This window comes from Limosilactobacillus gorillae (assembly GCF_001293735.1).
GTDB classification, from domain to species: domain Bacteria; phylum Bacillota; class Bacilli; order Lactobacillales; family Lactobacillaceae; genus Limosilactobacillus; species Limosilactobacillus gorillae.
Map to the genome: position 1 here is coordinate 1 of NZ_BCAH01000015.1, position 22,794 is coordinate 22,794.

Consider the following 22,794-nt stretch of genomic DNA (forward strand, 5'->3'; position numbering starts at 1 on the left):
CTCGTTGGCGACCAAAATCCAACCGGTGCAAGCACCAGTCGTCAATTGGACCAACGCGTTCGACTTGCATGTATTAGGCACACCGCCGGCGTTCATCCTGAGCCAGGATCAAACTCTCATATTAAATAAGAAGCTTGAATAGCTCTTGTAATTAATTAAGCGAATTGACTTCGCAAATGTTATTTGCCTTGATCGATGATCAAGGACCCTACACATTTGATTCGTCGAAACATTATTCAGTTTTCAAAGGTCTACCGCCAACCGATCATTTCAACCAGCCGGCTAAAACATTTTAACACGAACACTTTGACTTGTCAAGAAATATTTTAAATATTTTTTCAAGCAAGTGATTCGCCATTGCATTCACAACTCTTATATCATACCAGAGTTGTGAATGATTGTCAATAACTTTTTTAGCTGATGAATTATCATAACCGCTTGTCGTCGTGACAACGATATTAAATATACAGGGTCAAACCCGCACTGTCAACGCTTTTTGAACAGTTTTTTTAGTTCTTATCATCAAAGCGAACAATGTATCGATTTAATATAATAAAGTTCGTTAAAAAAACACAGAATAACGTCTCTAACCCCCTTACCGTTCATAAACTGATGTAAAAAACCAACTTTTGAAAATAAAAAAATCCACCTAAAATGGTGGATTTTTATCATTATCGCCGATAATGCTCGGCTATTTATTTGATGTCCTACTTTTTAGGACGCATCGTTGGGAATAATAAGACATCACGAATCGACTTAGCATCAGTCATTAACATAACCATCCGGTCAATTCCAACCCCAAGGCCCCCGGTGGGCGGCATCCCGTACTCAAGGGCTTCGACAAAGTCCTCATCGATTGGTTGGGCCTCATCGTTCCCTTCAGCGTTTTCTTGGGCTTGAGCCTCAAACCGCTTCCGCTGATCAAGCGGATCATTCAACTCAGAAAAGGCGTTGGCATATTCCTTCCCTAAAATGTATAGTTCAAACCGGTCCGTGAAGCGAGCATCTTCCTCATTGATCTTAGCCAATGGCGAAACTTCAACCGGGTGGCCGTAAATAAAGATCGGTTGTACAAGGCTACCTTGGACTTTTTCTTCAAAGAAGGCATTGATAATGTGGCCAACCTTCCACCAATCCTCGTACTTAACACCATTGTCATCGGCTAGCTTCCGAGCTTCTTCAATACTCATTTCTTTCCAGAAATCAATCCCAGTGACTTCCTTAATGGCATCGACCATGTGCATCCGCTTAAAGGAGGATGAGAAGTCTAGTTCGGTCCCCTGGTAGGTGATCTTCAGGTCATCAGAAACGACCCCAGCAGCAGCCTTAAAAATCCCTTCCGTTTCCTTCATGACGTCATTGAAGTCAAAGTAGGCAGCGTAGGTTTCCATTGTGTCAAATTCAGGGTTATGATACGGGTCCATCCCCTCGTTACGGAAGATCCGGCCAAGTTCGTAAACTCGCTCCATCCCCCCAACAATTAGGCGTTTAAGACGTAATTCAGTTGCAATCCGCATATACATATCAATGTTTAATGCATTATGGTGGGTCATAAATGGACGTGCCTCAGCCCCTGAAGCAACGCTTTCTAAAATGGGAGTTTCCACTTCTAAGAAGCCATTATCATCCATGTAACGGCGAACTGCTTTAATAATCTTTGTCCGGATTTGAAAACGTTCAAAGCTTTCCCGGTTCGTGATTAGGTCTAAGTAACGCTGACGGTAGACCAGTTCAGGATCCTGAAGTCCATGGTACTTATCTGGCAGTGGGCGTAGGGCCTTTGAAAGGAAGGTGATCTTTTCAGCTCGGACGGTTAGTTCACCCATCCGCGTCTTGATCACATCCCCGGTGATCCCCCAAAAGTCGCCCAAATCGGATTCTTTAAAAAGCTTATAGGCTTCTTCACCCACCCGGTCCTGGCGAACATAAAATTGAATCTTGCCACCCCGGTCGAGCAGGTCAGCAAAGGAAGCCTTCCCACTCCCCCGTTTTCCAATCATCCGTCCGGCAATAGTAACTACATTGTGCTGGGCAAGCAAAAGTTCCCCACTGTCATTTCCATACTTCTTACGGATATCCGTTGATAGATCGTGATCCGGGTCGAAGCGATGGCCAAACGGTGCCACCCCTTGTTCCTTTAATGCCTGCATCTTTTCGCGGCGAACCACCATTTGGTCGTTCAAGTGTTCTTCATTCGCCATTTCTTTTTGCTTCCTCCTAATTTACGTTATGCTGCAGTTGCCGTTCCTTGTATTGGTCGATGAACTGGTCAAAGATTGTATCCATTTGATCCTGTTCGGTGGCCTCCATCAGGGCCACCTTAGTCCGGGCAGCTCGCGGAATCCCCTTCATATAGTACGCCGCTTGGCCCCGAAATTCACGAACTCCAGCGTATTCTCCCTTTAGGTCAACCAAGCGGGCCAGGTGTTCCTTAGCTGTCGTGATCTTTTCTTCCGGGGTTGCTTCCGGTAGCAATTCTCCGGTTTCTAGGTAATGCACTGTTTGAGTTAACATCCACGGGTTCCCCATGGCTGCTCGGCCAATCATAATTGCATCAGCACCAGTATACTCCAAGACATGTTTGGCATCTTCGGCTGTCTTGATATCGCCGTTAGCCATAAACGGGATTGTCAGTTGCCCAGCCACCTCTTTTAAGATGTCCCAGTCAGCATGCCCCCGGTACATTTGTCTGCGTGTCCGCCCGTGCATTGCAACGGCTGCGGCGCCCGCCCGTTGTGCCGCCAAGGCATTTTCAACGGCAAAAATATGTTGATCATCCCAACCGGTCCGCACCTTAACAGTAACCGGCTTTTTAACAGCATCGGTTACGTAAGAAACCATTTCGTAAACCTTGTTCGGGTCTAATAACCAGCGTGCTCCGGCTTCCGTATTAACGACCTTATTAACCGGGCAGCCCATGTTGATGTCAATTACGTCTGCATCGGTATTTTCATCCACAAACTTAGCGGCTTCAACCAGTGTTTCCCTCGTTCCTCCAAAGATCTGGATCCCCATTGGGTGTTCCACTGGATCAACCCCCATCATTTGAAGGGTTTTTTTATTGCGGTACATAATTCCGCGGTCTGAAATCATTTCAGAGACCACGTAACCAGCACCAAATTTCTTACAGATCACCCGGAAGGCGGTATTCATCACCCCGGCCATCGGTGCCACAACCACTTGATTAGGGATCGTGACGTTACCGATCTTCCATTCCATTCGTTTTCCTCCTTAATTAAATTAAGCAATTGCATTGTATCGCAATGCTTAAATCAATATCAAGTCAGTTCCAAGTAGTTAGGCGTCCAACCTAAGTTAGACGCCCCTTATTATTACTTTTTAGCTACCAAGAGTTTTAATTCATCCTCTGTAAAATGGTATTTGTGTCCACAAAAACGGCACACGGCTTCGGCACCGTGGTCCTGATCAATCATTTCTTGCAAGTCTTTCTTTGATAAACTTGACAACGCCGTTTCAAACCGGTCTTTGGAGCAGTCACACTTATATTCCACAGCCACCTTCTCTAAGATCTTCAACTCACGACCGGCAAAGATCTTTTCCAGAATTTGCTCGGGACTCTTGCCATCACGAAGAAGGTCCGAAACCAGCGGTAGGTCCCTTAAGGTTTCCTCTAAGTGGCTAATTGCCTCATCGCTTGCCCCCGGAAGAACCTGGATTAAAAAGCCTCCGGCCACTTCAATATGATCATCTGATTGCACAAAGACTGACAGCCCCACGGCGGACGGAATCTGTTCGGACTGAGCAAGGTAGTAGGTGAAGTCGTCACCCAGCTCACCAGAGACAAGGTTAACTTCCCCTGTGTATGGTGTCTTATCACCAGGTGCCATCTTAGTTACCGACAGGGTTCCGCTCTTACCAACGGCCCCAGCCACGTCAATTTTTCCCTTATCGTTTAAGGGAAGGTTGACGTGCGGGTTTTGCATATAGGCTTTTACCGTCCCCTGGGCGGTTCCATCGACAACAATGAAACCTGTTGGTCCATCCCCTTGGATTTTAACCGTCATCCCTGCTTCGCCTTGTAAGCCTGAAGTGGCTAACAGCAAGGTTCCTACCATTGCCCGTCCAAGGGCCGCCGAGGCTGCGCTCCAGGTATCATGAATTTGGTGGGCTTCTTCAACGAGGGCCGTGGCATTAACAGCGTAGGCCCGAAACTGACCATTTTCGGCCACGCTCTTCACTAAGTAATCATTATCCATTATTTAAATCTTCCTCCATAAGAAAAGCGGGTGTAACAACGCTGGTCACATCCGCTCCACATTGATTTACCAACCCGAAATAATTATTCATCCCGGTGATCCTGATCACGTTTGTCATCAGGGGTTGTTGGCTTAGTTTGATCATCATTATCTTGTTGAGTGGCTTCCGGTTTGGTTGAAACGCTCGCTCCATCATCGGTATCCTGATCCTGACCGATGCTTTCCTGAGCATTTTCCTCTGCTGCTTCAGCCTTGGCGTTTTCACGCCGCTCCAACTCACGCTTAGATTCTTCGAAAGTCTGGGCATGCTGTTCATCTTCAGCCGCAACCACGTCTTCTTCTGGCATCTTCCCAGTCTTGTAAAGGCTAAGGATCTGCTTTTCATCCAGCGTTTCGTACTTGAGCAGGGCCTCGGCAATCAACTTATGTTGTTCCCGGTGTGTCTCAATGATGTGTAAGGCCTGTTCGTGACCTTCTAACAGAATCCGGCGAACTTCTTGGTCCACCAGGGCAGCCGTATGTTCAGAGTACGACGACTGATCGTAACCCTGCCCAGTGAAGACTTGTCCGGAACTTTGCAGTTCAACCGGTCCAATCTTATCAGACATCCCATACTGAGTAACCATTGCCCGGGCAATTTGCGTTGCCTGTTCAAAGTCGTTCGAGGCACCAGAAGATTGCGACTTAAAGATGATCTCTTCAGCCGCACGACCACCCATTAATCCGGCAATCTGTTCTTTGGCGTTCTTCTTTGACATCAGCATCTCGTCTTCACGCGGTAACATGATGGCGTATCCGCCGGCACGACCACGTGGGACAATCGTTACCTTGTGAACCACGCGGGCGTCATTTAAGACCAGCCCAACGATCGTGTGTCCAGCTTCGTGGTAAGCCACCGTGTTGCGTTCCTGTGTTGAAATAACCCGGTCACGCTTAGCCGGTCCGGCAATTACGCGGTCCTCTGCCTCATCGATGTCAGACGCATCGATTTCCGTCCGGTTACGCCGAGCCGCTAACAGGGCTGCTTCGTTCAGTAAATTCTCCAGGTCCGCCCCAACAAAACCAGGGGTTTGCTTGGCAATTTCCTTTAAGTCAACGTTACTTGACAAAGGCTTGTTCTTAGCGTGAACCCGTAGGATGGCCTCACGACCCTTTACGTCTGGACGACCGACCATAATCTTACGGTCAAACCGGCCCGGCCGCAGAAGGGCTGGATCTAAGACGTCGGAACGGTTAGTAGCGGCCATCACAATGACCCCTTCATCACCTTGGAACCCATCCATTTCAACCAGGAGTTGGTTTAAGGTTTGTTCACGTTCATCGTGACCGCCCCCCATACCATTTCCCCGGCGACGTCCAACGGCGTCAATTTCATCAATGAAGATGATGGATGGCGCTGTCTTTTTGGCCTGTTCGAACAGGTCCCGGACCCGACTAGCCCCGACCCCAACAAACATTTCAACAAAGTCAGACCCAGAGATAGAGAAGAACGGTACCCCGGCTTCCCCGGCTACGGCCTTGGCTAACAAGGTCTTCCCGGTTCCCGGAGGCCCCTCCAATAGAACACCGGCTGGAATTCGTGCCCCTAAGCGCATGAACTTCTTCGGGTTCTTCAAGAACTCAACAATTTCAACCAGTTCCTGCTTTTCCTCTTCTTCTCCGGCAACGTCAGAGAAGCGAACCTTATTTTCCTTTGAGTTGGACGGCTTAGCCTTGGTCTTACCGAAGTTCATCACCCCGCGACCACCGCCGCCTTGGCCCGCTTGCCCCATCATCATGTAGAAGAAGAAAATCATGATGACCAGCGGAAGAACCGTAATCAAAAGGTTCATCCAAAGGCTATTTGATTCCTCTGCCTTGGTAGAAACCTTAACGTTTTCCCTTTCGGCATAGCGTTGTAACTGGGCAACGGTGACATCACTTTCCAGAACGGAACTCTCAAAGTTTGTCGTCTTGCTCGAGCTCTGCCCCCCTAAGGTGAAGCCCGTTGTTGAGCCTGATGAAACAGACTGCGCCTTACGGTAAGTCCCGGTGATCCGGTATACTCCCCCATTAGGTTGCAGCTGGAAACTCTTCACCTTGTCGCTCTTCAGTGCGGAAATGAATTCGCTTTGCGATAAGTTTTTGCTCTGACCGGTGGTACCGCTACCCCCAAACAGGAAGTAAGCTACCCCCATGATGCAGAGAAAAATTACCGAATAGAAGAGGACGTTATGGGAAAATCCATTATTTTTCCGATTGTTATTCATAACAACCTCCTATCTAACAGCTGCTCGTTGTTATTTTTATGAATGGTCATAATATACCATATCTGACCATCGCTGACTAATAATTAGTCATCATTCTTTTGGTAGACACATGGCTTCAAAACCCCAACGTACGGAAGGTTACGGTAGTAGTTTTTATAATCAAGACCGTAACCAACCAAAAACTCGTTTGGAACGTCAAAACCTACGTAATCGGTCGTCACTTCTACTTCGCGACCCTCTGGCTTGTCAAAGAAAGAACATACCTTGATGCTGGTAGCACCCCGCCCTTGTAAAAGGTCCATTAAAAACTTTAACGTCCGCCCGGTATCAACGATGTCTTCGACGATAATGACGTCCTTCCCCTCAATGGAGTGTTTTAAATCATGCAGTAGCTTAACTGAGCCACTGGATGACGTGCCCCCGTAGTAACTAGAAATATCCACAAAGTCCATTTCTGCATACAGACCAATCTTTTTAATCAGGTCAACGGTAAACAAAATCGCCCCGGTTAAAACAGAAACGATTACGGGGCGCTTGCCCTGATAATCCTTCGTAATTTGAGCGGCCAGTTCCGCCACTCGCGTTTGAATCTGTTCTTCGTCAAAAAGGACCCGTTCGATATCGTTATTCATGCTTTTCCTCTCAATATCATTTTTTTCGTCGGCATAAAGATACCGGTATCGCTCCTGGCTGGTGTTCTAGCCACGCTGCTCTTCTTCCGATTACCCACACAACCTGACCATCCCGGTCGACAACCACCCTTTGCGTTTGGCGAGCTAACCGGGGTACCTTTTGATTGATTAAGAGGCGCCGAACCTTTTGATGCTTGCCGCCCTTGAGGGTAAGCCGATCACCTTGAGCCACCAAACGGCAAGAAAGCGGGAATTGATCCGGGGTCAGCCACATCGTTATATCGGGAGATGAACCTTGCCCAGGCATGAGCGCAAATTGATCACCAGACTTAAGACGATACCACTGGCCCAATTCTACCACAAACTTGTCCTCAGATTCGCCTTCTACAGCCATTTGACCCGCTTTTTTAACGAAGACCTCTTGGTAATCCTTTACAAGACGCCACTGATTGGGAAGCGAGTAAACCTGTGGGGGGCGCCCTTCATCCGTTAAAGATGCTATCAATTGGTACAATAGTTCTTCTTTGACGCTCACAATCCCCGTTTGATCTAGGAAATAACGCAGATAGGAGCGTTGCTGTTCTTTGGCTAGCTTCCGAAACCCCAGCAAAGAAAATCCTCGTTTGGTTTTTAACCCTCGATCAAGCACCGCCAGCTGCTGGTTAGCCAGCGTCAAGAGATCCGCCAGTTGTTCCGCATTGCTGGCTAGGGCCTTCACCAACTGCGGGTTTTCAGCCCTTAGTTCTGGAAGGTAGCGATGACGGACCCGGTTACGAAAGAGGGCTTGATCCGTGTTTGTCTCATCTTCAAACCAAGTAAGGTGATGAATCTTGGCGTAGGAAAGGAGTGCTTCTTTTGGCGTTGCCAGCAGTGGCCGAATCAAACTTCCAACTGAAAAGGGTCGTTGCCAGGTTAATCCCACCAACTGTTCTATCCGGCCACCGCGTACCAGCTTCATTAGTATTGTTTCGGCTAAATCATCCTGATGGTGAGCCGTAGCCACTGCCTGGGCCTGGTACTTTTTCATTACCCGCGCAAAAAAGTTATAGCGATAGTGACGAGCTGCTTCTTCGATCCCGCTCTTGGGGTGCAACTCAACTCGCCACTGTGCCACTTCTAAAGGTAAGTTGTGTGCCTTACAATACGTCCTTAAAAAGGCCTCTTCCTCTTGACTTTGTTTACGAAGGTGATGATTAACGTGAGCCACCACAATTTGGGGACGCCGGTTTTCTTCCAGTGACTGTAACAAATCCAGCAAGCACATTGAATCCACCCCAGTTGATACCGCCACGACTAGCGTTTGGTTAGACCAAAAAAAGCGGCTCCCCACCGGGGTCCGCTTAAAGTTACCTAACGGGTTTTCCATTAGCTCCGCCGGCCACCGCGACCGCCACGCTTCCCATCGGTTTGACGCTTCAATGTCGACAAACGGGATTCACTTTCCTTAAGGTAGGAAGAGAGCATGTCGTTAAAGTCTCCAGATGACTTACGGTGATTAAAGTTTCCCCGGCCACTGTAGGTCCGTGCCGGACGACTAAATTTCCGAGGTTCCTTACGATCATGACCCCGAATCGGCCGTTCAACTTGCGAGTGACCTTCATGGCGGCTAGGCGCCGTTGGTGAGGCCTGCTTCATGGAGAGGGCAATCTTACCATTCCCTTCAATCTTCATGACCTTCACCATCACCTTATCGCCAACCGCCAAAACGTCGTGAATATCCTTAACGAACTTGTCAGAGACTTGGCTGATGTGGACGAGCCCTGTCTTGTTATCTGCTAAATCAATAAATGCTCCAAAGTTCGTAATTCCCGAAACGGTACCCGAAACCTTTGCGCCTTCTTCAAGTGCCATGAACTAAGCTTTTCCTCCTCATACGATTCTAATAGTTACTAATTGTAATTGAGTATAACATACCCGCCATTTCTAGCAAGCTCTCATAGCAAGAATAAGGGATACTTTTAATCAGCAAAATTATAAATTGTTTCACCCTTTTTTGAGTAGTTATACTTTGAGCGAATTAGTTGTGTCAGATAATCCTTGTCATGCAACGCAGAAATCTCCTTCGTTAACTTCTTGCCAGTTGCCTGCTTTTGACTGAGGACTGTTCGTTGCTGGTTAATGTTTTGGTTGACCTTAGCGAGGGTTCTCTTACTTTGCCAGAGTTGAAAGCCCAGAAACAACGTTACCACCAAAATAATGGTGTACATGATCTTCGCTCGTCTAACGTGAACTCGGTATCGGTAGCGCCGATTTTCGGCTAACTGCTGGGCATAAACGGTGTTTAACGTCGTAATCTGCTGGTGCTTTTCTTGCATGATAACCCTCCTTTACCTATCACTAGAAAAATTATAACAAGGGGTTTGCGCTAGTGTCTAGGCTTTTCAAAGATTCCAATAATTTATTCTTCTCGAAAGTCCTCGGCGTAACTCTCCGCCAGGATTTCATACATACCAGCGGCCTCTTGCTTTTTAGTCGTCTCCACTAGCTGATTAACCTGGACTTTTTCGGTCTTATTGCCAAATTTAATCGTTAAAACATCGCCAACCCTCACATCGCTAGAGGACTTAGCCACCTTATCATTGATCAGGATCCGTCCCTGATCGGCGATTTTTTTGGCGATCGCCCGTCGCTTAATAATTCGTGATACCTTTAAAAACTTATCCAGTCGCATCGTTTGTTTCCTTTCCTTCTGGTTGATTACTGCTTTCTTGAACCCGCCGTCCCAGCTCGCGAATAAAGTCCAGCAACTGGTTTAGCCAGTCCTGTTCAGTCATCTTAGGCTGAATAACTAGGCGAATTGACAGTGCCCCGTCTTCTTTCTCGTCCATAGTAGCCTTAAACCTGGTCTTGGTAAGCGCCTGAATGACCTGGGGAGCACTGATTTTTTTGCTTCCGGCAACGGTGAAGGTTACGTAAATGTTGTCCCGCTTTCGTTCGACCGCGCTAAGCATGGCCTGATCAGCGAACATTTTAATCGCCCCAATGGTTAATAGGTTCGCCACCGGGGTCTGGTAGTCCCCGAAACGATCGATTAAATTCCCGGCCAAGTTGGTCAAGTCCTCTTCACTTTGCACTCGGCGTACTTGCTTATACAGTTCGATCTTCTGACGTGGGTCGGCAATATAATCACTTGGTAAATAGGCTTCAACTCCCAACTCAACTTCGGCATTGGACTTAATTGGGCGTTTCTTACCCTGTTTGGTCGCCACTGCATCAGCCAGCATTGATGAATACAGGTCATAACCGACTGAATCAATAAAGCCGTGCTGTTGCTTTCCTAAGAGATTACCGGCCCCCCGGATTGAGAGATCACGCATAGCAATCTTAAAGCCCGACCCCAGCTCTGTGAAGTCGCGAATCGCCGCCAGCCGCTTTTCCCCCTGCTCAGTCAGCACCTTGTTCTCCTGGTACATGAAGTAGGCATAAGCAACCCGGTTACTCCTCCCGATCCGACCGCGGATCTGATACAGCTGGGCCAACCCCAGTCGATCGGCATTCTCCACAAAAAGGGTGTTTACGTTGGCGATGTCAACCCCGGTCTCAATGATTGAGGTCGTCACTAAGACATCGTACTCACCCCGGATGAAGTCATACAAAACCCCTTCCAACTCGTTTTCACCCATTTGACCGTGGATAAAGCCGATCCGTGCCTCCGGAACCAGTTCCTGTAAGTCAGCCACCACTCGCTCAATATCATGAACGCGGTTGTGAAGATAGTAAACCTGTCCACCTCGCTGCATCTCGCGTAAAATTCCATCCCGAATCACAGCCTGGTTTTGCTCTAGGACGTAAGTCTGGATTGGGTAACGGCCGGTTGGCGGGGTTTCCAGCACCGACAGGTCCCGCACCCCCAGCATCGACATATGCAAAGTCCGTGGGATCGGTGTTGCCGTGAGGGTTAAGACGTCCACATTGGCTTTAAGCTGCTTCAAGCGTTCCTTATGCTTAACACCAAAACGCTGCTCTTCGTCGACGATCAAGAGGCCCAAGTCCTTAAATTTAACGTCCTTAGAAAGGATTCGATGGGTTCCAACCACAATATCAATTGTCCCATTTTCGAGTCCTTGGTCGGTCTCCTTTAATTCCTTAGTGTTCTTAAAGCGCGACATCAAAGCAATCTTAACCGGGAAACCCTCAAAGCGGGCCTTCATCGTATCAAAGTGCTGCTGGGCCAAAATGGTGGTAGGAACTAAGAAGGCCACCTGCTTACCCCCCGCCACCGCCTTAAAGGTGGCCCGCAAGGCGACCTCGGTCTTACCATAACCAACGTCGCCCACTAACAGGCGGTCCATTGGCCGGGGACGTTCCATATCGGCTTTGATTTCGCGGATACTTTGGAGCTGATCATTAGTTTCCGTATAAGGGAATTCTTCGTCGAACTTCTCTTGTAAGTAATCATCCTTTGGAAAGGCAAAGCCCTTCTCCGTTTCACGCTTGGCATACAAGTCAATCAGGTCATCTGCAATGTCTTCAATCTTAGCTGCCACCCGTCGCTTGGTCTTCGCCCATTCTAAACCGCCTAGCCGATTTAGACGGGGAGTCTTGGAGTCGGCCGAAACGTACTTTTGAACCAAATTTAACTGGGTAACCGGGACAAAGATTTGGGCGTTATCACGATAATCTAAAACCATGTAGTCCTGGTGAACGCCGTCGACTTCCATTGTCTTGATTCCGGCAAAGAGACCAATCCCATGGTTGACGTGAACAACGTAATCGCCCGGTTTAAGATCGGTGTAAGCCTTGATCCGTTCTGCATTAGCCAGTTTCTGCATTCGAGGCTTCCTGGTCTTTACCTGCTTGAACAGTTCAGCTTCCGTAATTACCACCAGGTTCGCTGAGCGCATTTCAAAGCCATTGGCCAGGTTAGCAGCTATCAGTTGAACTTGGCCTTCCTCCAGTTGGTCTGGGGCCGTCTGAACTACGCTAATGCCAAAGTCAGCAAGGGTATTAGCTATCCGTTCCCTTCGTTCAGGGCTATTGGCCATAATTACAACCGTGGCCCCCTGACCTTGCCAACGGGTCAGCTCCCCTTTTAAGAGGTCCATTTGTGAGAAAAAGCGCTGCATCTCCCGGGCACTTAGGTCGGTCAGCTGAGCCAACTTTATTTGCCCCAGCCCCTTTTGAAACAGGGCTAGGTAGATTTGCGCCTGATGCTTTTTCGGCAGTGCTTCAACGGCACCATTGTCCAAGCTTACCGCCGAAACCCGGCGTTTAGCGGCCACCTTGTCCATTAACCAGGATATCTCCTGTTCGGCAATTCGCTTGACACTCTCCTTAATCCGCCCCCAGTCATCTAAGACCAGGCTCCCGCCCTTTGGAAGATAGTCCAGTAAAGAGGATGGTTTGGGATAGACCCGGTCGGCATATTCAAGCATCTCAACGGGAAGCCGCCCCTCCCCCAAAGCCGAAATGATCGGGTCAAAGAGGCCGTATAAAATTTGCTGTTCCTCTTCATTGCTTCTTTCAACCAGGTGGTGGTAATCATCTTGCAGACTCTGCTTTAGCTCGGCTAACTTAACCGGTGCTGCCAAAAAATCAGTTGCCGGTAAGATCGTCACCGCCCGAACGTTTTCAATACTGCACTGGCTTTCTGCATCAAAGTAGCGTAAAGAGTCAACCTCGGTGTCAAAGAGGTCAATACGAACCGGATTATCGATGTTTAAGGCGTAAATATCAACAATCGAGCCCCGGATGGCAAAATCACCAGGCTTTAAGACCTTCTCTTGACGCTGATAGCCCATTGCCATCAGCTGATCACCAATCTCCGTCGGGTCAACTTCGCCCCCAACTTCAATCGTAAGCGTGGCGGCCCGGAAAACACTTGGCGAGGGGAGTCGGCGCCGCAAGCCCGCCGCCGATGTGACAACCACAACCGGCTGGTCGCTAAGCAGGGCATTTAAAGCCTGAACCCGCTGCAGACGATAGTCCGGCGAAGAAGTGGCCACTTCTGTCGCCAGGACCTCTTCAACTGGGAAAGCAAAGACCTGGTCTTCTGAGAGGATGTTTTCCAGGTCACTAACCAATTCCTGCATGTGAAAAAGGCTGTCACACACCACTAGTTGGGGATGGGTTAACTCATCTTTCAAGGCTGCTAACAAAACGGTCTTTGCTGATCCCGAAACACCGGTAATTAACTGACGTTTCCCTTGACCAACGACCTTCTCAATTTTTTGAAACGCTGGTTGCTTTTTGACCTGCTCAGTTAGCTTCACCCGTATCTCCCCCACTTTTAGTTGTACTCGTTCATTAACTGGTCAAAACTCTTGCCCTTCACCCAGTCCACCAGGACCTTCTCTGCTTCCATGACCGTATCATCAATGACAGGGCGTTCCTCCGTTGAAAAACGTCCTAAGACGTGGTTAACCACCGAGCCATTCTTAGGGTGATCAATCCCCAGTTTAAGTCGGTAAAAGTCCCGCGTCCCCAGGTGGTCAATTAACGATTTCAATCCATTGTGTCCTCCGGAGGCCCCTCGCCGCTTTAATCTAAGCTTCCCCACTGGCATATCCAAGTCATCGTTGATGACAATTAGATTCTCTAATGCAATGTTGTAATACTCCATTAGGGGCTTCACTGCCCGTCCCGATTCATTCATAAAGGTCGTCGGTTTAACGAGCATCACCTTCTGACCCTCGATTAAACCCGTAGCCGTAACGGCTTCCACCTTTTCGTGGGTAAAGGCCCCCAAGTGGTAGTCGTGTGCCATTTGTTCGACCACCATGAAACCAGCATTATGCCGTGTTTCATCGTAACGGGTGCCAATGTTTCCTAACCCAACGATCATCTTCATGTTATTTTCACCTCATTTGAGCTATCCGTTTTAGGGAAAAACCACTAAAACATACTATTCTGATTATACCTTAGTAGTAGTAATTTCCCAAAGAAACGAATTTTCTCTCATTTGACTCTCATTTTAAGGTATTCTATGCTATGATGGTATCCGGCATAAACGGCTTACATTAAGGAGAACTAATATGATTTTTAATTCCCTCATCCAAACAAAGGAGCAGCTTACAACCCTTTCCGAAAATGCAACTTTGGCTGAGGCCCTTTCCACGCTGGAAAACACAGGTTACCGTTGCGTTCCGATCTTGGATTCAACCGGAACCCTTTTCCGGGGTAACATCTATAAGATGCATCTCTACCGCCATAAATCCCGCGGTGGGGACATGTCACTGCCAGTCACGGCACTGTTAAAAAATGCCACCAAGTTCATTTCTAAGGACGCTGCCTTTTATAATGTTTTTTTTACCATCCGTGATTTACCATACATCGCTGTTTTAGATGAGAACAACCGTTTTTACGGAATCTTAACCCATAATCGACTCTTACAGATGCTGGCAACTGCCTGGAACGTAAACTCCGCTTCCTATGTCTTATCCGTGGCGGTCCATGACGAGCGAGGAACGTTGGTTACCATTGCTAAGGAAGTGACCCGCTTCTGCCAGATTGCCAACGTTTTATCAATCAGCCCCGAACATGAAGAAAAGCAGGTCTTAATTACCCTGCCGGACGGGGTCACCCAGGACACGGTGGACAAGATTGTTCGGCGTTTAAACCGAAAGAACTTACCAGTCTTAGAAATTGAAAATCTCCATCCCAACCTCTAAGAGAAACTAAAATGGGGGACCTGCCAACTGACAGGTCCCCCATTTTTACTATTCAACCGCCAGGCTAACCTTAAGCGCCCGGTCGACCCGATCCATCATTGGTTGTGAAAGGCGGGCGGCCAGTTGCTTTAGGCGGGTCTTATCAATCGTCCGGATCTGCTCACACAAGATCACAGAGTCACGGGCTAACCCGGCGGCCTCTTGATTCAACTTAACATGGGTTGGGAGGCGGTGCTTTTGCATTCGAGCGGTGATGGCAACCACGATCACAGTCGGACTGTGGCGATTCCCAACGTTATTTTGAACCACCAAGACCGGGCGAATTCCCCCCTGTTCGGACCCCCGAACGGGGTTCAAATCGGCGTAATAAACATCGCCCCGACTGATTTTCCGCTCCATTAAAATCCTCCTAGCCTTTATACTGACGGTGGAGCCGGGCACTCATCCCGGTAAGAATTTCATAGTTAATCGTATTAGCATACTCGGCCACGTCGGTGACAGTAATCTCCTTATCCTTGGATCGGCCAATCAAAACAGCCTCCACGCCAACCGGGTACTCATGTGGTAAGCGGATCATCATCTGATCCATGCATACCCGGCCCAAGACCTCACATTCATGGCCATCAACCAGGACATGAAATCCCTGCATCCGCCGGGGGTATCCGTCCGCATACCCAACCGGCAGGGTAGCCACCCACTCATCAGCCTTAGCGGTGTACGTGGCCCCGTAAGAAACCGATTCTCCGACGGCAAGCCTCTTAACGTAGGTAGCATGCGTCACTAACGACGTTACCGGCTTCAAGTTAAGGCTGACCTTCTGGGCCGTTCCGGACGGGTTAGCCCCGTACATGGAGATTCCCATCCGGACCGTGTTAGCGATGATATCTTCTTGGTGCCACATTCCCGTTGCTGAGTTAGCCATGTGTACGTAGGGCGGCCATTTTTTAACTACCGTCAAGAAATCCTTGAGGCGGGTTAGCTGCTTTTGGTAGTAGCTAGCGTCCTGTTCATCGGCCGTGGCAAAGTGGGTAAAGATCCCTTCAAAGTCAAAACACGGTTCCTCCATCAACGCTAACGCCGCTTTGAAGTCGACATTATTGGTGAAGCCAATCCGGCCCATCCCGGTATCGAGTGCCAAGTGAACTTTCAACGGGTATTTTAGGCCCTCTTCTTTTGCTAACCGTTGGTACGCCCTTAGCCATTCCACGGTCCCCACGGTCAGGGAAATTCCTTGATTAGCCGCTAGTGGCGCGTATTCAACCGGGGTGATCCCCAGCACCAATGCGGTTTCTTGAATTCCAGCGTCGCGAAGTTCAAGTGCCTCATCCAACAGGGCAACGCAAAAACCTTCCACCCCCACCTTGGATAGGGCGTTTGCGACCGGCACCATTCCGTTACCATAGGCGTTGGCTTTAACCACTGCCAAAATACGGCTGCCAGGCGCTAGAGCCCGGCGTTGCATTTCTACGTTGTGTTTTAAGGCCTTCAGGTCAACGACAAGGTCCGTTTTTCGTAACCGTGCACTCGTCATTTTCAAGATTCCCCTTTTCTAATATCACTTCGGTAAACACTAACTCTTTGCTGTGGCTGACGCTAGCGTGGGCAACTCCCTTGAAGGGAGAGGCAACCACTTCCGGCTTCCCCAGCTCATTATCAATAATTTCAACGTCTAAGAAACCAACCGCCTTCCCAAGCCCCGTTCCCATTGCCTTGGAAAAGGATTCCTTCAAGGAAAAGCGGCCAGCAATGTATTCCCAGTAGCGCTGGTTCTTGAAGGTGGCTAATTGATCCTGTTCGCCCTTCGTTAAAACCTTGTTAATGAAGGACGGGGTCTTTTCAACCGCCCGTTTGATCCGGTCAATTTCGGTGATGTCAATCCCGACCCCTTCAATCATTACTTAGTCCTCATGCCGCCGGTTGCGGTTTTTTGAAAAACGGCGTTTCCGATCACCGTTGAAGCGGCGATGACCATCACCACCATTACGGTGGTAATTGCGCCGGGAGTTACCCCGGCCACGACGGTAGTTGCCACCACGGCCGTTACGCTTACGACTTGGTAGTGGCCGCTCTGGCGTAATCTTGACCGGTACTTGGCTGGCATCATCTTTCGTCAGGTCGTTTAATAGCGCTGAAACTAATTCGATGGCATCGTATTTTTCCAACAGCTTAGCAGCGTCCTCTTGATAACGATTTGTGGCCGGATCCGCCACCAAAGTATCAATATCGTTATAAGCACTGGCCACCTGACCCCGGAAGGCCTCTTCTTCCGTTGGCGGCTTCATTGGCAACATCCGGACCCTAGTCAGCTTTTCAATTTCGTGCAGGTAGTCCATCTCGTTTGGTGTCACAAAGGTTAAAGAAACCCCGTGATGCCCGGCCCGACCAGTCCGGCCAATCCGGTGAACATATGAATCCGGATCGGACGGGATATCATAGTTGTAAACATGGGTTACCCCCGAGATATCCAGACCCCGGGCCGCCACGTCTGTTGCCACTAAGATGTCCAGTTGCCCTTCCTTGAAACGACGCATAATCTTACTACGGCGATCCTGGGTCAGGTCTCCATGGATACCAGCCGCATTGTAGCCACGGGCGATCAAGCCCCGAGATAATTCGTCAACCCGACGCTTAGTCCGACCAAAGACGATCGTCAAATCCGGGTCTTGGACGTCGATTAGACGGGTCATGATGTCAAACTTCTCGTAATCCTTGGCCCGCACGTAGTATTGGTCAACCAGGTCAGTGGTCAATTCTTTAGCCTTAATCTTAACGGTCTGCGGGTCATGCATGAACTGGACCCCGATCCGCTTAATTTCCGGTGGCATGGTGGCAGAAAATAGTAGGGTCTGTCGTTCACTTGGCGTCTGCTTAATGATGTCTTCGATGTCTTCTAAAAAGCCCATTTTCAACATTTCATCCGCTTCGTCCAGAACTAAGGTTTTCACCCTGGATATGTCAACCGTTCCGCGCCGTAAGTGGTCACGCAACCGGCCAGGGGTCCCAACCAGAATCTGCGGATTCTTTTCTAAGGACCGGATTTGGCGCCGAATATCAGCCCCCCCGTACACAACTTGAATCTTAACCCGCTTTTCCTTACCCAGGCGGAATAGTTCCTCTTCAGTTTGAATGGCCAACTCCCGGGTTGGGGAGATAATTAAGGCTTGGATGGCTGGATTATCGATGTCAACGTGTTCAATAATCGGCAGACCAAAGGCTGCCGTCTTCCCGGTCCCAGTCTGGGCTTGACCAATCACGTCCTGCCCTTCTAAGACCATCGGGATTGTTTCTGCTTGGATTGGTGTTGCTTCCTCGTAACCGGAGCGTTTGATTGCCTTGAGCAACTTGTTCGATAAACCTAATTCACTAAAATACAAATATTTCACCTCATGTGTTCGATTGGTACAATAAAGCACCACCGCCAACTAAAAAAGTCGACAGTGGTGTGGTAGGTGCCACTACTTCTTGAGTTGAGCAAGCACCTTTTCTAAGTGCAAACCGTGGCTAGCCTTGAGTAAGACCACGTCACCAGTCGTTAAACTAGCTTGCAGGGCCTCTGTTAGGGCCTCACGTTGGGTAGCTTGGTAGTAATGCAATTGTGATACTGGGTAGCCGGCCTCTAACAAGGCATCCCTTAAGGCAAGCATTTCCCCACCAATTAGATAAACTTCGTCTAAGTTTCCGTCCATGATGGCGTCACAAAGCCCCGCATGCAGACGCTTCGAGGCGTCACCAAGTTCTAACATGTCCCCCAAAACAGCAACCCGCTTCCCATCCGCCGGAATGGTGGCTAAAGTAGCCAAAACTTCTCTAACGGCAGTCGGGTTGGAGTTGTAAACGTCGCTTAAGATCCGTTCCCCTTTTAAACCGGTAACCCACTCGGCCCGGTTTTCGGTTAGTTCCACGTTCTTTAAGGCAGTCCGCATGTTAGCCATGGTAACGTGTAAAAGCCTACCAACCATCATCGCCGCCATAGCATTATTGACGTTATATTCCCCAACCAACGGAATCGTGAAGACTTCGTCGGGCCATTGATTAACCGTAAAGGTAACATGATCGGCAGAAGGAGTCACACTAGTTGCGTACAGATCATTGTCTAACTGGCGGCCAAAGGTCTTGGTTTGCTGACTCACCTCGGCAGCCCGCTCTCTTAACAATGGTTCATCGCCATAGTAAACAAGGGTCCCATCTTCGGCGAGACCATGGGTGATTTCCATCTTGGCATCGGCGATCTTATCACGGGTCCCAAAGAACTCAATGTGGGCTTCCCCAACCATCGTCACCACCGCAATATTCGGCGTCGTCAAATGACTCAACATGTCCAGTTGACCGAAGCGGTCCATCCCCATTTCAACCACCACCGCTTCGGTGTTGGCTTCCATGTTCAAGAGGGTAACGGGTACACCAATTTCATTGTTAAAATTAGCATAAGTCTTAGTAACATTCATTTGGGTTGCCAAAACCGAGGCTATCATGTCCTTAGTGGTCGTCTTCCCATTGCTCCCGGTAACGGCTACCACCACTGGATTAATCTTATTAAGGTAGTATTTCCCCAGTTGTTGTAAAGCTTCAAGCGGGTCATCAACCACGAGTCGTGGGTACCCATCAGCTGAATCATAGGGGTGATCCTCTGCCCAAAGAGTCGCTAAAGCACCGTTTTCAAAGGCCTTGGCCACGTATTGGTGGCCATCTTGCTCCCCTTTTAAGGGGACAAATAGTCCCCCCGCTTCCATATTCCGTGAATCGAAAGCGACACTATTCACCTCAATGTCTCCCCACTGATCAACCTGATTGTGGGCCTGAATTGCCTGGGCAATTTCAGCTAAGCTCATTTTCATGGGTCTAATCCTCTTCTTAATTTGCTAATCGCATCATAGTCTAATAATTGATTATATCACCCTTCTTAGTGGAAGGCGAACCCGATCCCTGCCAAACTAAAATGACCGTGATAGAAGCCCTCAATTGAAGGTCCCGCTAAAAACAAATAGGAGTCCGGTCACGTCCATGGATGAACGAACGACTGGGCTCCATTAGTTTACTATTCACGTTTAAGGAAGGGATAGAAATTTTATATTATCCTTACATTTTTTCTAGCCGTTCAATCCGCGCCGCCAGTGGGGGATGCGTGTCAAACAGGCCGCTTAAACTCCTGTGGCGAGCGTTTTCCTTTGGATCACTGATGTAAAGGGCAGAACTAGCCGGATCGACGTTTTTCATTGGTTCGGCGTGTTGTAATTCTTTTAGGGCATTGATCATCCCCTGGGGATTACGGGTTAACTCAACGGCCCCAGCGTCAGCCTGGTACTCTCGCTGCCTGGATAGGGCCATTTGAACTAACGATGCTGCTAAGGGCGCTAGAATAATCAATAAAACTGATCCGATAATTGCGAAGATCCCGCCGATCCCTTCATCTCGATCATCGCGCCGGTTGCTAGTTCCAAACCACATAAAGTTACTAGCAAAGTTGACCAGCAGTGAGATTGCTGCCGTCAGGGCTAGGGCAATTGTCTGTAAACGGATATCATAATTACGCACGTGGGTCATTTCGTGGGCCATTACCCCTTCTAATTCCTCACGGTTCATAATGTTCATAAGTCCCGTTGTCGCCGCTACCGCCGCATGCTCCGGGTTATTACCGGTCGCAAAAGCGTTTGGGCTGGGATCATCGATAATGAAAACCCGAGGCATCGGGACCCGGGCCACCAATGCCATGTCTTCCACAATGTGCCACAGCTCCGGGGCTTCATCAGCCGAATGAATTTCCCGGGCGTTGTTCATACTCATTACAACGTCGGTCGACTGCCCCACCATGATTGAAACATAGATCACGGCGATTACCAGGGCAATGATGACTCCTCCAGTGGTACTTCCGGCAAAGAGATAACCCACGGCTGCCCCAATTAGGGCAACCAGGAGGACAAAGACCGCCATCACCAAGATGGTCCGGCGTTTATTTCTTGCAATTTGTTGGTAAAGCATCGTCGTTTACCTAGTCAAACTTAACCTTAGGGGCTTCCTTGGCACTCTCGGGAACCTGTAGGTATTCCATGGCGGTAAAGTGGTGTATATTAGCCACTATGTTTGCCGGAAAAGTTTGAATCCGGGCGTCAAAGGTGGCCACAGTTGAGTTGTAAAGCTGCCGGGAGTAAGCAATCTTGTTTTCGGTGTTGCTCAGCTCTTCCATCAACTTGGTGTATTCCGTAGAGGCCTTTAAATCAGGATAGTTTTCCGCCACGGCGTACACGGAGCCCAGTGCCTGGGTCAGTTGGTTAGAAAGATCCATCTTTTCTTGGCGAGCATCCGCGGGCAGGGTAGCCAACTGGGTACGGAGGCTGGTTACCTTTTCCAAGGTTGACGCTTCGTACTTGCTGTAGCCCTTCACCGTTTCCAAAAGGTTGGGAATTAAGTCGTTACGCCGCTGCAGCTGGACGTCAATTTGACTCCAGGCCTCCTGGGCGTGAGTGCGAAGGTTGACCAAGCCGTTATACAGCATAACGTAGGCCACCACTAGTAAAATGAGAATCACAATGATAATGATTATGGTCATCTTTTCCTTCCTCCTTTGTTCCAATTGATGAACCCATTGTATCAGTTTTAAAAATCCAAGGAAAGCTAAACGCCGGCCGCTAGCCCTCTAACTCATTTTCCGGTATGATGGAAACGAATTGAAAGGAAGTGATTAACATGAAGGTACTCTTTGTCTGCCTCGGCAACATCTGCCGCTCCCCCATGGCAGAAGCAATGTTTTACCAGCTGTTAAAGGATAACGCCCTGACGGAAGAAGTGGAGGTGGCCTCCAAAGCTACCTCTAGTGAAGAGGAGGGCAACCGTCCCCACCCCGGGACCCAAAAGATCTTGGCTACCTACCACCTGGATGACCGTGATCACCGTTCGACCCCGATTAGGCGCCAAGACTTCTTTGACTACGACCTAATCATTGGTATGGATGACATGAACATGCGTCACCTACGAGCAATCGCCCCCAAAGAAACCAAGGATAAAATTTTTGCCATTAATGACCTGACCCCGGGCCATCAGGGCGAACCAATTCCCGATCCCTGGTACACCCAGCGCTTTGATGATACTTACAATAGCCTCCGTCGGGCCCTGCCCCATTGGCTCGATTACGTTAAGGAGCATAAGTAAAAAGGCACGCCAGTTTGGCGTGCCTTTTTACTGCCCATTCGTATACTTACCACTCAGATTTTGTTGAAGCTCCTGGGGTGCTTCGTTAAAATCAACCACCTTAACGAGTTTACCGCGCATCATCAGCCGTCGGGCCCCGGTAGCGTCACAAGTGATAAGCGTCAGAATTTTATCCTTGGTATTATTCACTACATCCACCTGGGTAGCATCGATGAAGGTTCGCTCGTAAAGCTTATATTCGTAGATCTTCTTCATATCAGTAATGTAAGCCATTTGGCCCACCTTACCGTGATAGTAGAGGGGCGAAAAAAGGATCTTGGAACCGTTAGCCATGTTGTGAGCGGCCAAGGGGTAATTACCCTCCCCCATTACCTGGTCAGCCCGCATCGTTCCGGCGGCTAGGGCCAGGGTCGTGTTATCAATCCCCTTGGCAATTGGGATCCGCAGTTTGATGGATGGGATGCTAATCACCCCGATTACGTTAACTGACTCCTTTTTGGCTCGGGCCTTGGCCACTGTTTGGAGATTTAAATCCTTAACGTTACTGAAGTCATAGCTAGCCCTTTTCTTCACATTGTTAGCCACCGTAGTCTTAGTAACCTGCGGCTGGTAGGAACCTACCAGGTAATCTTTGACCTGCTGATTGAAAATCAGGGCCATGCTCACGGCCAGCCCAATCACTAAGATTAGCCAGTAGAGGACCGACTTCCACCATCGCTTCCTTCTCATACTTATCCCCCGTTGGTGTTAAAATTTCAAGATCAGTATACACTATGTCAGCAGGGAATGGTATTTACTAGTTGCTCCGTCTGGGAACGGCAACCCAAAACCACCGGGCCAGTCATTGCTACTTAGCAGTTACCTAAACTGTCAACTACGCACCGAATAAATTCGGTGGCTTGTAGCTCACAAGCCGAACGGCTTAGAAGTAGTAACGCACTAA

21 protein-coding genes and 1 rRNA gene are annotated in these 22,794 nt (G+C 48.9%); 2 read left to right on the top strand and 20 right to left on the bottom strand.

Annotated features, from left to right (window positions below):
• From AOQ57_RS02620 to pth, 12 genes are all read right to left on the bottom strand, one after another.
• Positions 1–124 (bottom strand): 16S ribosomal RNA (locus AOQ57_RS02620); the annotation flags it as partial.
• A gap of 583 nt (positions 125–707) precedes the next feature.
• On the bottom strand, positions 708–2,201 hold the full coding sequence (lysS, locus tag AOQ57_RS02625; RefSeq protein WP_093624941.1) for a lysine--tRNA ligase: 1,494 nt from the start codon (positions 2,199–2,201) through the stop codon (positions 708–710).
• 16 nt (positions 2,202–2,217) lie between these two features.
• Positions 2,218–3,219, bottom strand: a complete 1,002-nt coding sequence (gene dusB, locus AOQ57_RS02630; protein WP_093624943.1) for a tRNA dihydrouridine synthase DusB — start codon at positions 3,217–3,219, stop codon at positions 2,218–2,220.
• A gap of 113 nt (positions 3,220–3,332) precedes the next feature.
• A complete protein-coding gene (hslO, locus tag AOQ57_RS02635) occupies positions 3,333–4,217 on the bottom strand; it encodes an Hsp33 family molecular chaperone HslO (RefSeq protein WP_093624945.1) in 885 nt (294 codons plus the stop codon).
• Between the two features lie 83 nt (positions 4,218–4,300).
• A complete protein-coding gene (gene ftsH / locus AOQ57_RS02640; protein WP_093624947.1) occupies positions 4,301–6,466 on the bottom strand; it encodes an ATP-dependent zinc metalloprotease FtsH in 2,166 nt (721 codons plus the stop codon).
• 83 nt (positions 6,467–6,549) lie between these two features.
• Complete coding sequence (hpt, locus tag AOQ57_RS02645; RefSeq protein ID WP_093624949.1) at positions 6,550–7,098, bottom strand: hypoxanthine phosphoribosyltransferase; 549 nt, start codon at positions 7,096–7,098, stop codon at positions 6,550–6,552.
• Positions 7,099–7,114: 16 nt separating this feature from the next.
• Complete coding sequence (tilS, locus tag AOQ57_RS02650) at positions 7,115–8,464, bottom strand: tRNA lysidine(34) synthetase TilS (RefSeq protein WP_093624951.1); 1,350 nt, start codon at positions 8,462–8,464, stop codon at positions 7,115–7,117.
• Positions 8,464–8,949, bottom strand: a complete 486-nt coding sequence (locus tag AOQ57_RS02655; RefSeq protein WP_093624953.1) for a S1 domain-containing RNA-binding protein — start codon at positions 8,947–8,949, stop codon at positions 8,464–8,466. Before AOQ57_RS02655 ends, tilS begins: the two co-directional genes overlap by 1 nt.
• A 107-nt stretch (positions 8,950–9,056) precedes the next feature.
• Complete coding sequence (locus AOQ57_RS02660) at positions 9,057–9,413, bottom strand: FtsB family cell division protein (RefSeq protein WP_093624955.1); 357 nt, start codon at positions 9,411–9,413, stop codon at positions 9,057–9,059.
• Between the two features lie 83 nt (positions 9,414–9,496).
• Positions 9,497–9,769 carry an RNA-binding S4 domain-containing protein gene (locus tag AOQ57_RS02665; RefSeq protein ID WP_093624957.1) on the bottom strand — a complete coding sequence of 91 codons (273 nt, stop codon included), beginning with the start codon at positions 9,767–9,769 and terminating at the stop codon, positions 9,497–9,499.
• Complete coding sequence (gene mfd, locus AOQ57_RS02670; RefSeq protein WP_093624959.1) at positions 9,756–13,310, bottom strand: transcription-repair coupling factor; 3,555 nt, start codon at positions 13,308–13,310, stop codon at positions 9,756–9,758. The genes AOQ57_RS02665 and mfd overlap by 14 nt, the downstream gene beginning before the upstream one ends.
• Before the next feature lie 17 nt (positions 13,311–13,327).
• Positions 13,328–13,888, bottom strand: a complete 561-nt coding sequence (gene pth / locus AOQ57_RS02675; protein ID WP_093624961.1) for an aminoacyl-tRNA hydrolase — start codon at positions 13,886–13,888, stop codon at positions 13,328–13,330.
• A 184-nt stretch (positions 13,889–14,072) separates the two neighbouring features.
• On the opposite strand from pth, the gene cbpA reads away from it, so the two are divergent.
• Positions 14,073–14,708 (top strand): cyclic di-AMP binding protein CbpA, encoded by a 636-nt coding sequence (cbpA, locus tag AOQ57_RS02680; protein ID WP_093624963.1) that lies wholly within the window; start codon positions 14,073–14,075, stop codon positions 14,706–14,708.
• A 48-nt stretch (positions 14,709–14,756) separates the two neighbouring features.
• On the opposite strand, the gene AOQ57_RS02685 is transcribed toward cbpA, so the two are convergent.
• From AOQ57_RS02685 to AOQ57_RS02715, 7 genes are all read right to left on the bottom strand, one after another.
• Positions 14,757–15,107 (bottom strand): type II toxin-antitoxin system PemK/MazF family toxin, encoded by a 351-nt coding sequence (locus tag AOQ57_RS02685; RefSeq protein ID WP_093624965.1) that lies wholly within the window; start codon positions 15,105–15,107, stop codon positions 14,757–14,759.
• Positions 15,108–15,117: 10 nt separating this feature from the next.
• Entirely contained in the window at positions 15,118–16,239 is a 1,122-nt protein-coding gene (gene alr, locus AOQ57_RS02690) for an alanine racemase (RefSeq protein ID WP_093624967.1), read from the bottom strand.
• A complete protein-coding gene (gene acpS / locus AOQ57_RS02695; RefSeq protein WP_093624969.1) occupies positions 16,199–16,603 on the bottom strand; it encodes a holo-ACP synthase in 405 nt (134 codons plus the stop codon). The genes alr and acpS overlap by 41 nt, the downstream gene beginning before the upstream one ends.
• 3 nt (positions 16,604–16,606) lie before the next feature.
• Positions 16,607–18,082, bottom strand: coding sequence for a degradosome RNA helicase CshA (cshA, locus tag AOQ57_RS02700; protein WP_093624971.1), 1,476 nt, complete (start codon positions 18,080–18,082; stop codon positions 16,607–16,609).
• Between the two features lie 81 nt (positions 18,083–18,163).
• On the bottom strand, positions 18,164–19,543 hold the full coding sequence (locus tag AOQ57_RS02705; protein WP_093624973.1) for a UDP-N-acetylmuramoyl-tripeptide--D-alanyl-D-alanine ligase: 1,380 nt from the start codon (positions 19,541–19,543) through the stop codon (positions 18,164–18,166).
• 241 nt (positions 19,544–19,784) lie between these two features.
• On the bottom strand, positions 19,785–20,684 hold the full coding sequence (htpX, locus tag AOQ57_RS02710; RefSeq protein ID WP_093624975.1) for a zinc metalloprotease HtpX: 900 nt from the start codon (positions 20,682–20,684) through the stop codon (positions 19,785–19,787).
• 10 nt (positions 20,685–20,694) lie between these two features.
• Positions 20,695–21,252: a LemA family protein gene (locus AOQ57_RS02715; protein ID WP_093624977.1), complete on the bottom strand. Its 558-nt coding sequence runs from the start codon at positions 21,250–21,252 to the stop codon at positions 20,695–20,697.
• A 137-nt stretch (positions 21,253–21,389) separates the two neighbouring features.
• Between AOQ57_RS02715 and AOQ57_RS02720 the strand changes: the two genes are divergently transcribed.
• Positions 21,390–21,851 carry a low molecular weight protein-tyrosine-phosphatase gene (locus AOQ57_RS02720; RefSeq protein ID WP_093624979.1) on the top strand — a complete coding sequence of 154 codons (462 nt, stop codon included), beginning with the start codon at positions 21,390–21,392 and terminating at the stop codon, positions 21,849–21,851.
• Between the two features lie 27 nt (positions 21,852–21,878).
• Here the strand turns inward: AOQ57_RS02720 and AOQ57_RS02725 are convergent, their stop codons facing one another.
• On the bottom strand, positions 21,879–22,580 hold the full coding sequence (locus tag AOQ57_RS02725; RefSeq protein ID WP_093624981.1) for a class A sortase: 702 nt from the start codon (positions 22,578–22,580) through the stop codon (positions 21,879–21,881).
• Positions 22,581–22,794 lie beyond the last annotated feature (214 nt).

Bases quoted from the DNA above. Each gene is read 5' to 3' on its own strand.
- hpt (WP_093624949.1), bottom strand. From the start codon at position 7,098: ATGAATAACGATATCGAACGGGTCCTTTTTGACGAAGAACAGATTCAA.
- lysS (WP_093624941.1), bottom strand. From the start codon at position 2,201: ATGGCGAATGAAGAACACTTGAACGACCAAATGGTGGTTCGCCGCGAA.
- acpS (WP_093624969.1), bottom strand. From the start codon at position 16,603: ATGATTGAAGGGGTCGGGATTGACATCACCGAAATTGACCGGATCAAA.
- dusB (WP_093624943.1), bottom strand. From the start codon at position 3,219: ATGGAATGGAAGATCGGTAACGTCACGATCCCTAATCAAGTGGTTGTG.
- AOQ57_RS02660 (WP_093624955.1), bottom strand. From the start codon at position 9,413: ATGCAAGAAAAGCACCAGCAGATTACGACGTTAAACACCGTTTATGCC.
- AOQ57_RS02705 (WP_093624973.1), bottom strand. From the start codon at position 19,543: ATGAAAATGAGCTTAGCTGAAATTGCCCAGGCAATTCAGGCCCACAAT.
- AOQ57_RS02725 (WP_093624981.1), bottom strand. From the start codon at position 22,580: ATGAGAAGGAAGCGATGGTGGAAGTCGGTCCTCTACTGGCTAATCTTA.
- htpX (WP_093624975.1), bottom strand. From the start codon at position 20,684: ATGCTTTACCAACAAATTGCAAGAAATAAACGCCGGACCATCTTGGTG.
- pth (WP_093624961.1), bottom strand. From the start codon at position 13,888: ATGAAGATGATCGTTGGGTTAGGAAACATTGGCACCCGTTACGATGAA.
- AOQ57_RS02685 (WP_093624965.1), bottom strand. From the start codon at position 15,107: ATGGAGCGGAAAATCAGTCGGGGCGATGTTTATTACGCCGATTTGAAC.
- tilS (WP_093624951.1), bottom strand. From the start codon at position 8,464: ATGGAAAACCCGTTAGGTAACTTTAAGCGGACCCCGGTGGGGAGCCGC.
- AOQ57_RS02720 (WP_093624979.1), top strand. From the start codon at position 21,390: ATGAAGGTACTCTTTGTCTGCCTCGGCAACATCTGCCGCTCCCCCATG.
- AOQ57_RS02665 (WP_093624957.1), bottom strand. From the start codon at position 9,769: ATGCGACTGGATAAGTTTTTAAAGGTATCACGAATTATTAAGCGACGG.
- hslO (WP_093624945.1), bottom strand. From the start codon at position 4,217: ATGGATAATGATTACTTAGTGAAGAGCGTGGCCGAAAATGGTCAGTTT.
- alr (WP_093624967.1), bottom strand. From the start codon at position 16,239: ATGACGAGTGCACGGTTACGAAAAACGGACCTTGTCGTTGACCTGAAG.
- AOQ57_RS02655 (WP_093624953.1), bottom strand. From the start codon at position 8,949: ATGGCACTTGAAGAAGGCGCAAAGGTTTCGGGTACCGTTTCGGGAATT.
- AOQ57_RS02715 (WP_093624977.1), bottom strand. From the start codon at position 21,252: ATGACCATAATCATTATCATTGTGATTCTCATTTTACTAGTGGTGGCC.
- ftsH (WP_093624947.1), bottom strand. From the start codon at position 6,466: ATGAATAACAATCGGAAAAATAATGGATTTTCCCATAACGTCCTCTTC.
- cbpA (WP_093624963.1), top strand. From the start codon at position 14,073: ATGATTTTTAATTCCCTCATCCAAACAAAGGAGCAGCTTACAACCCTT.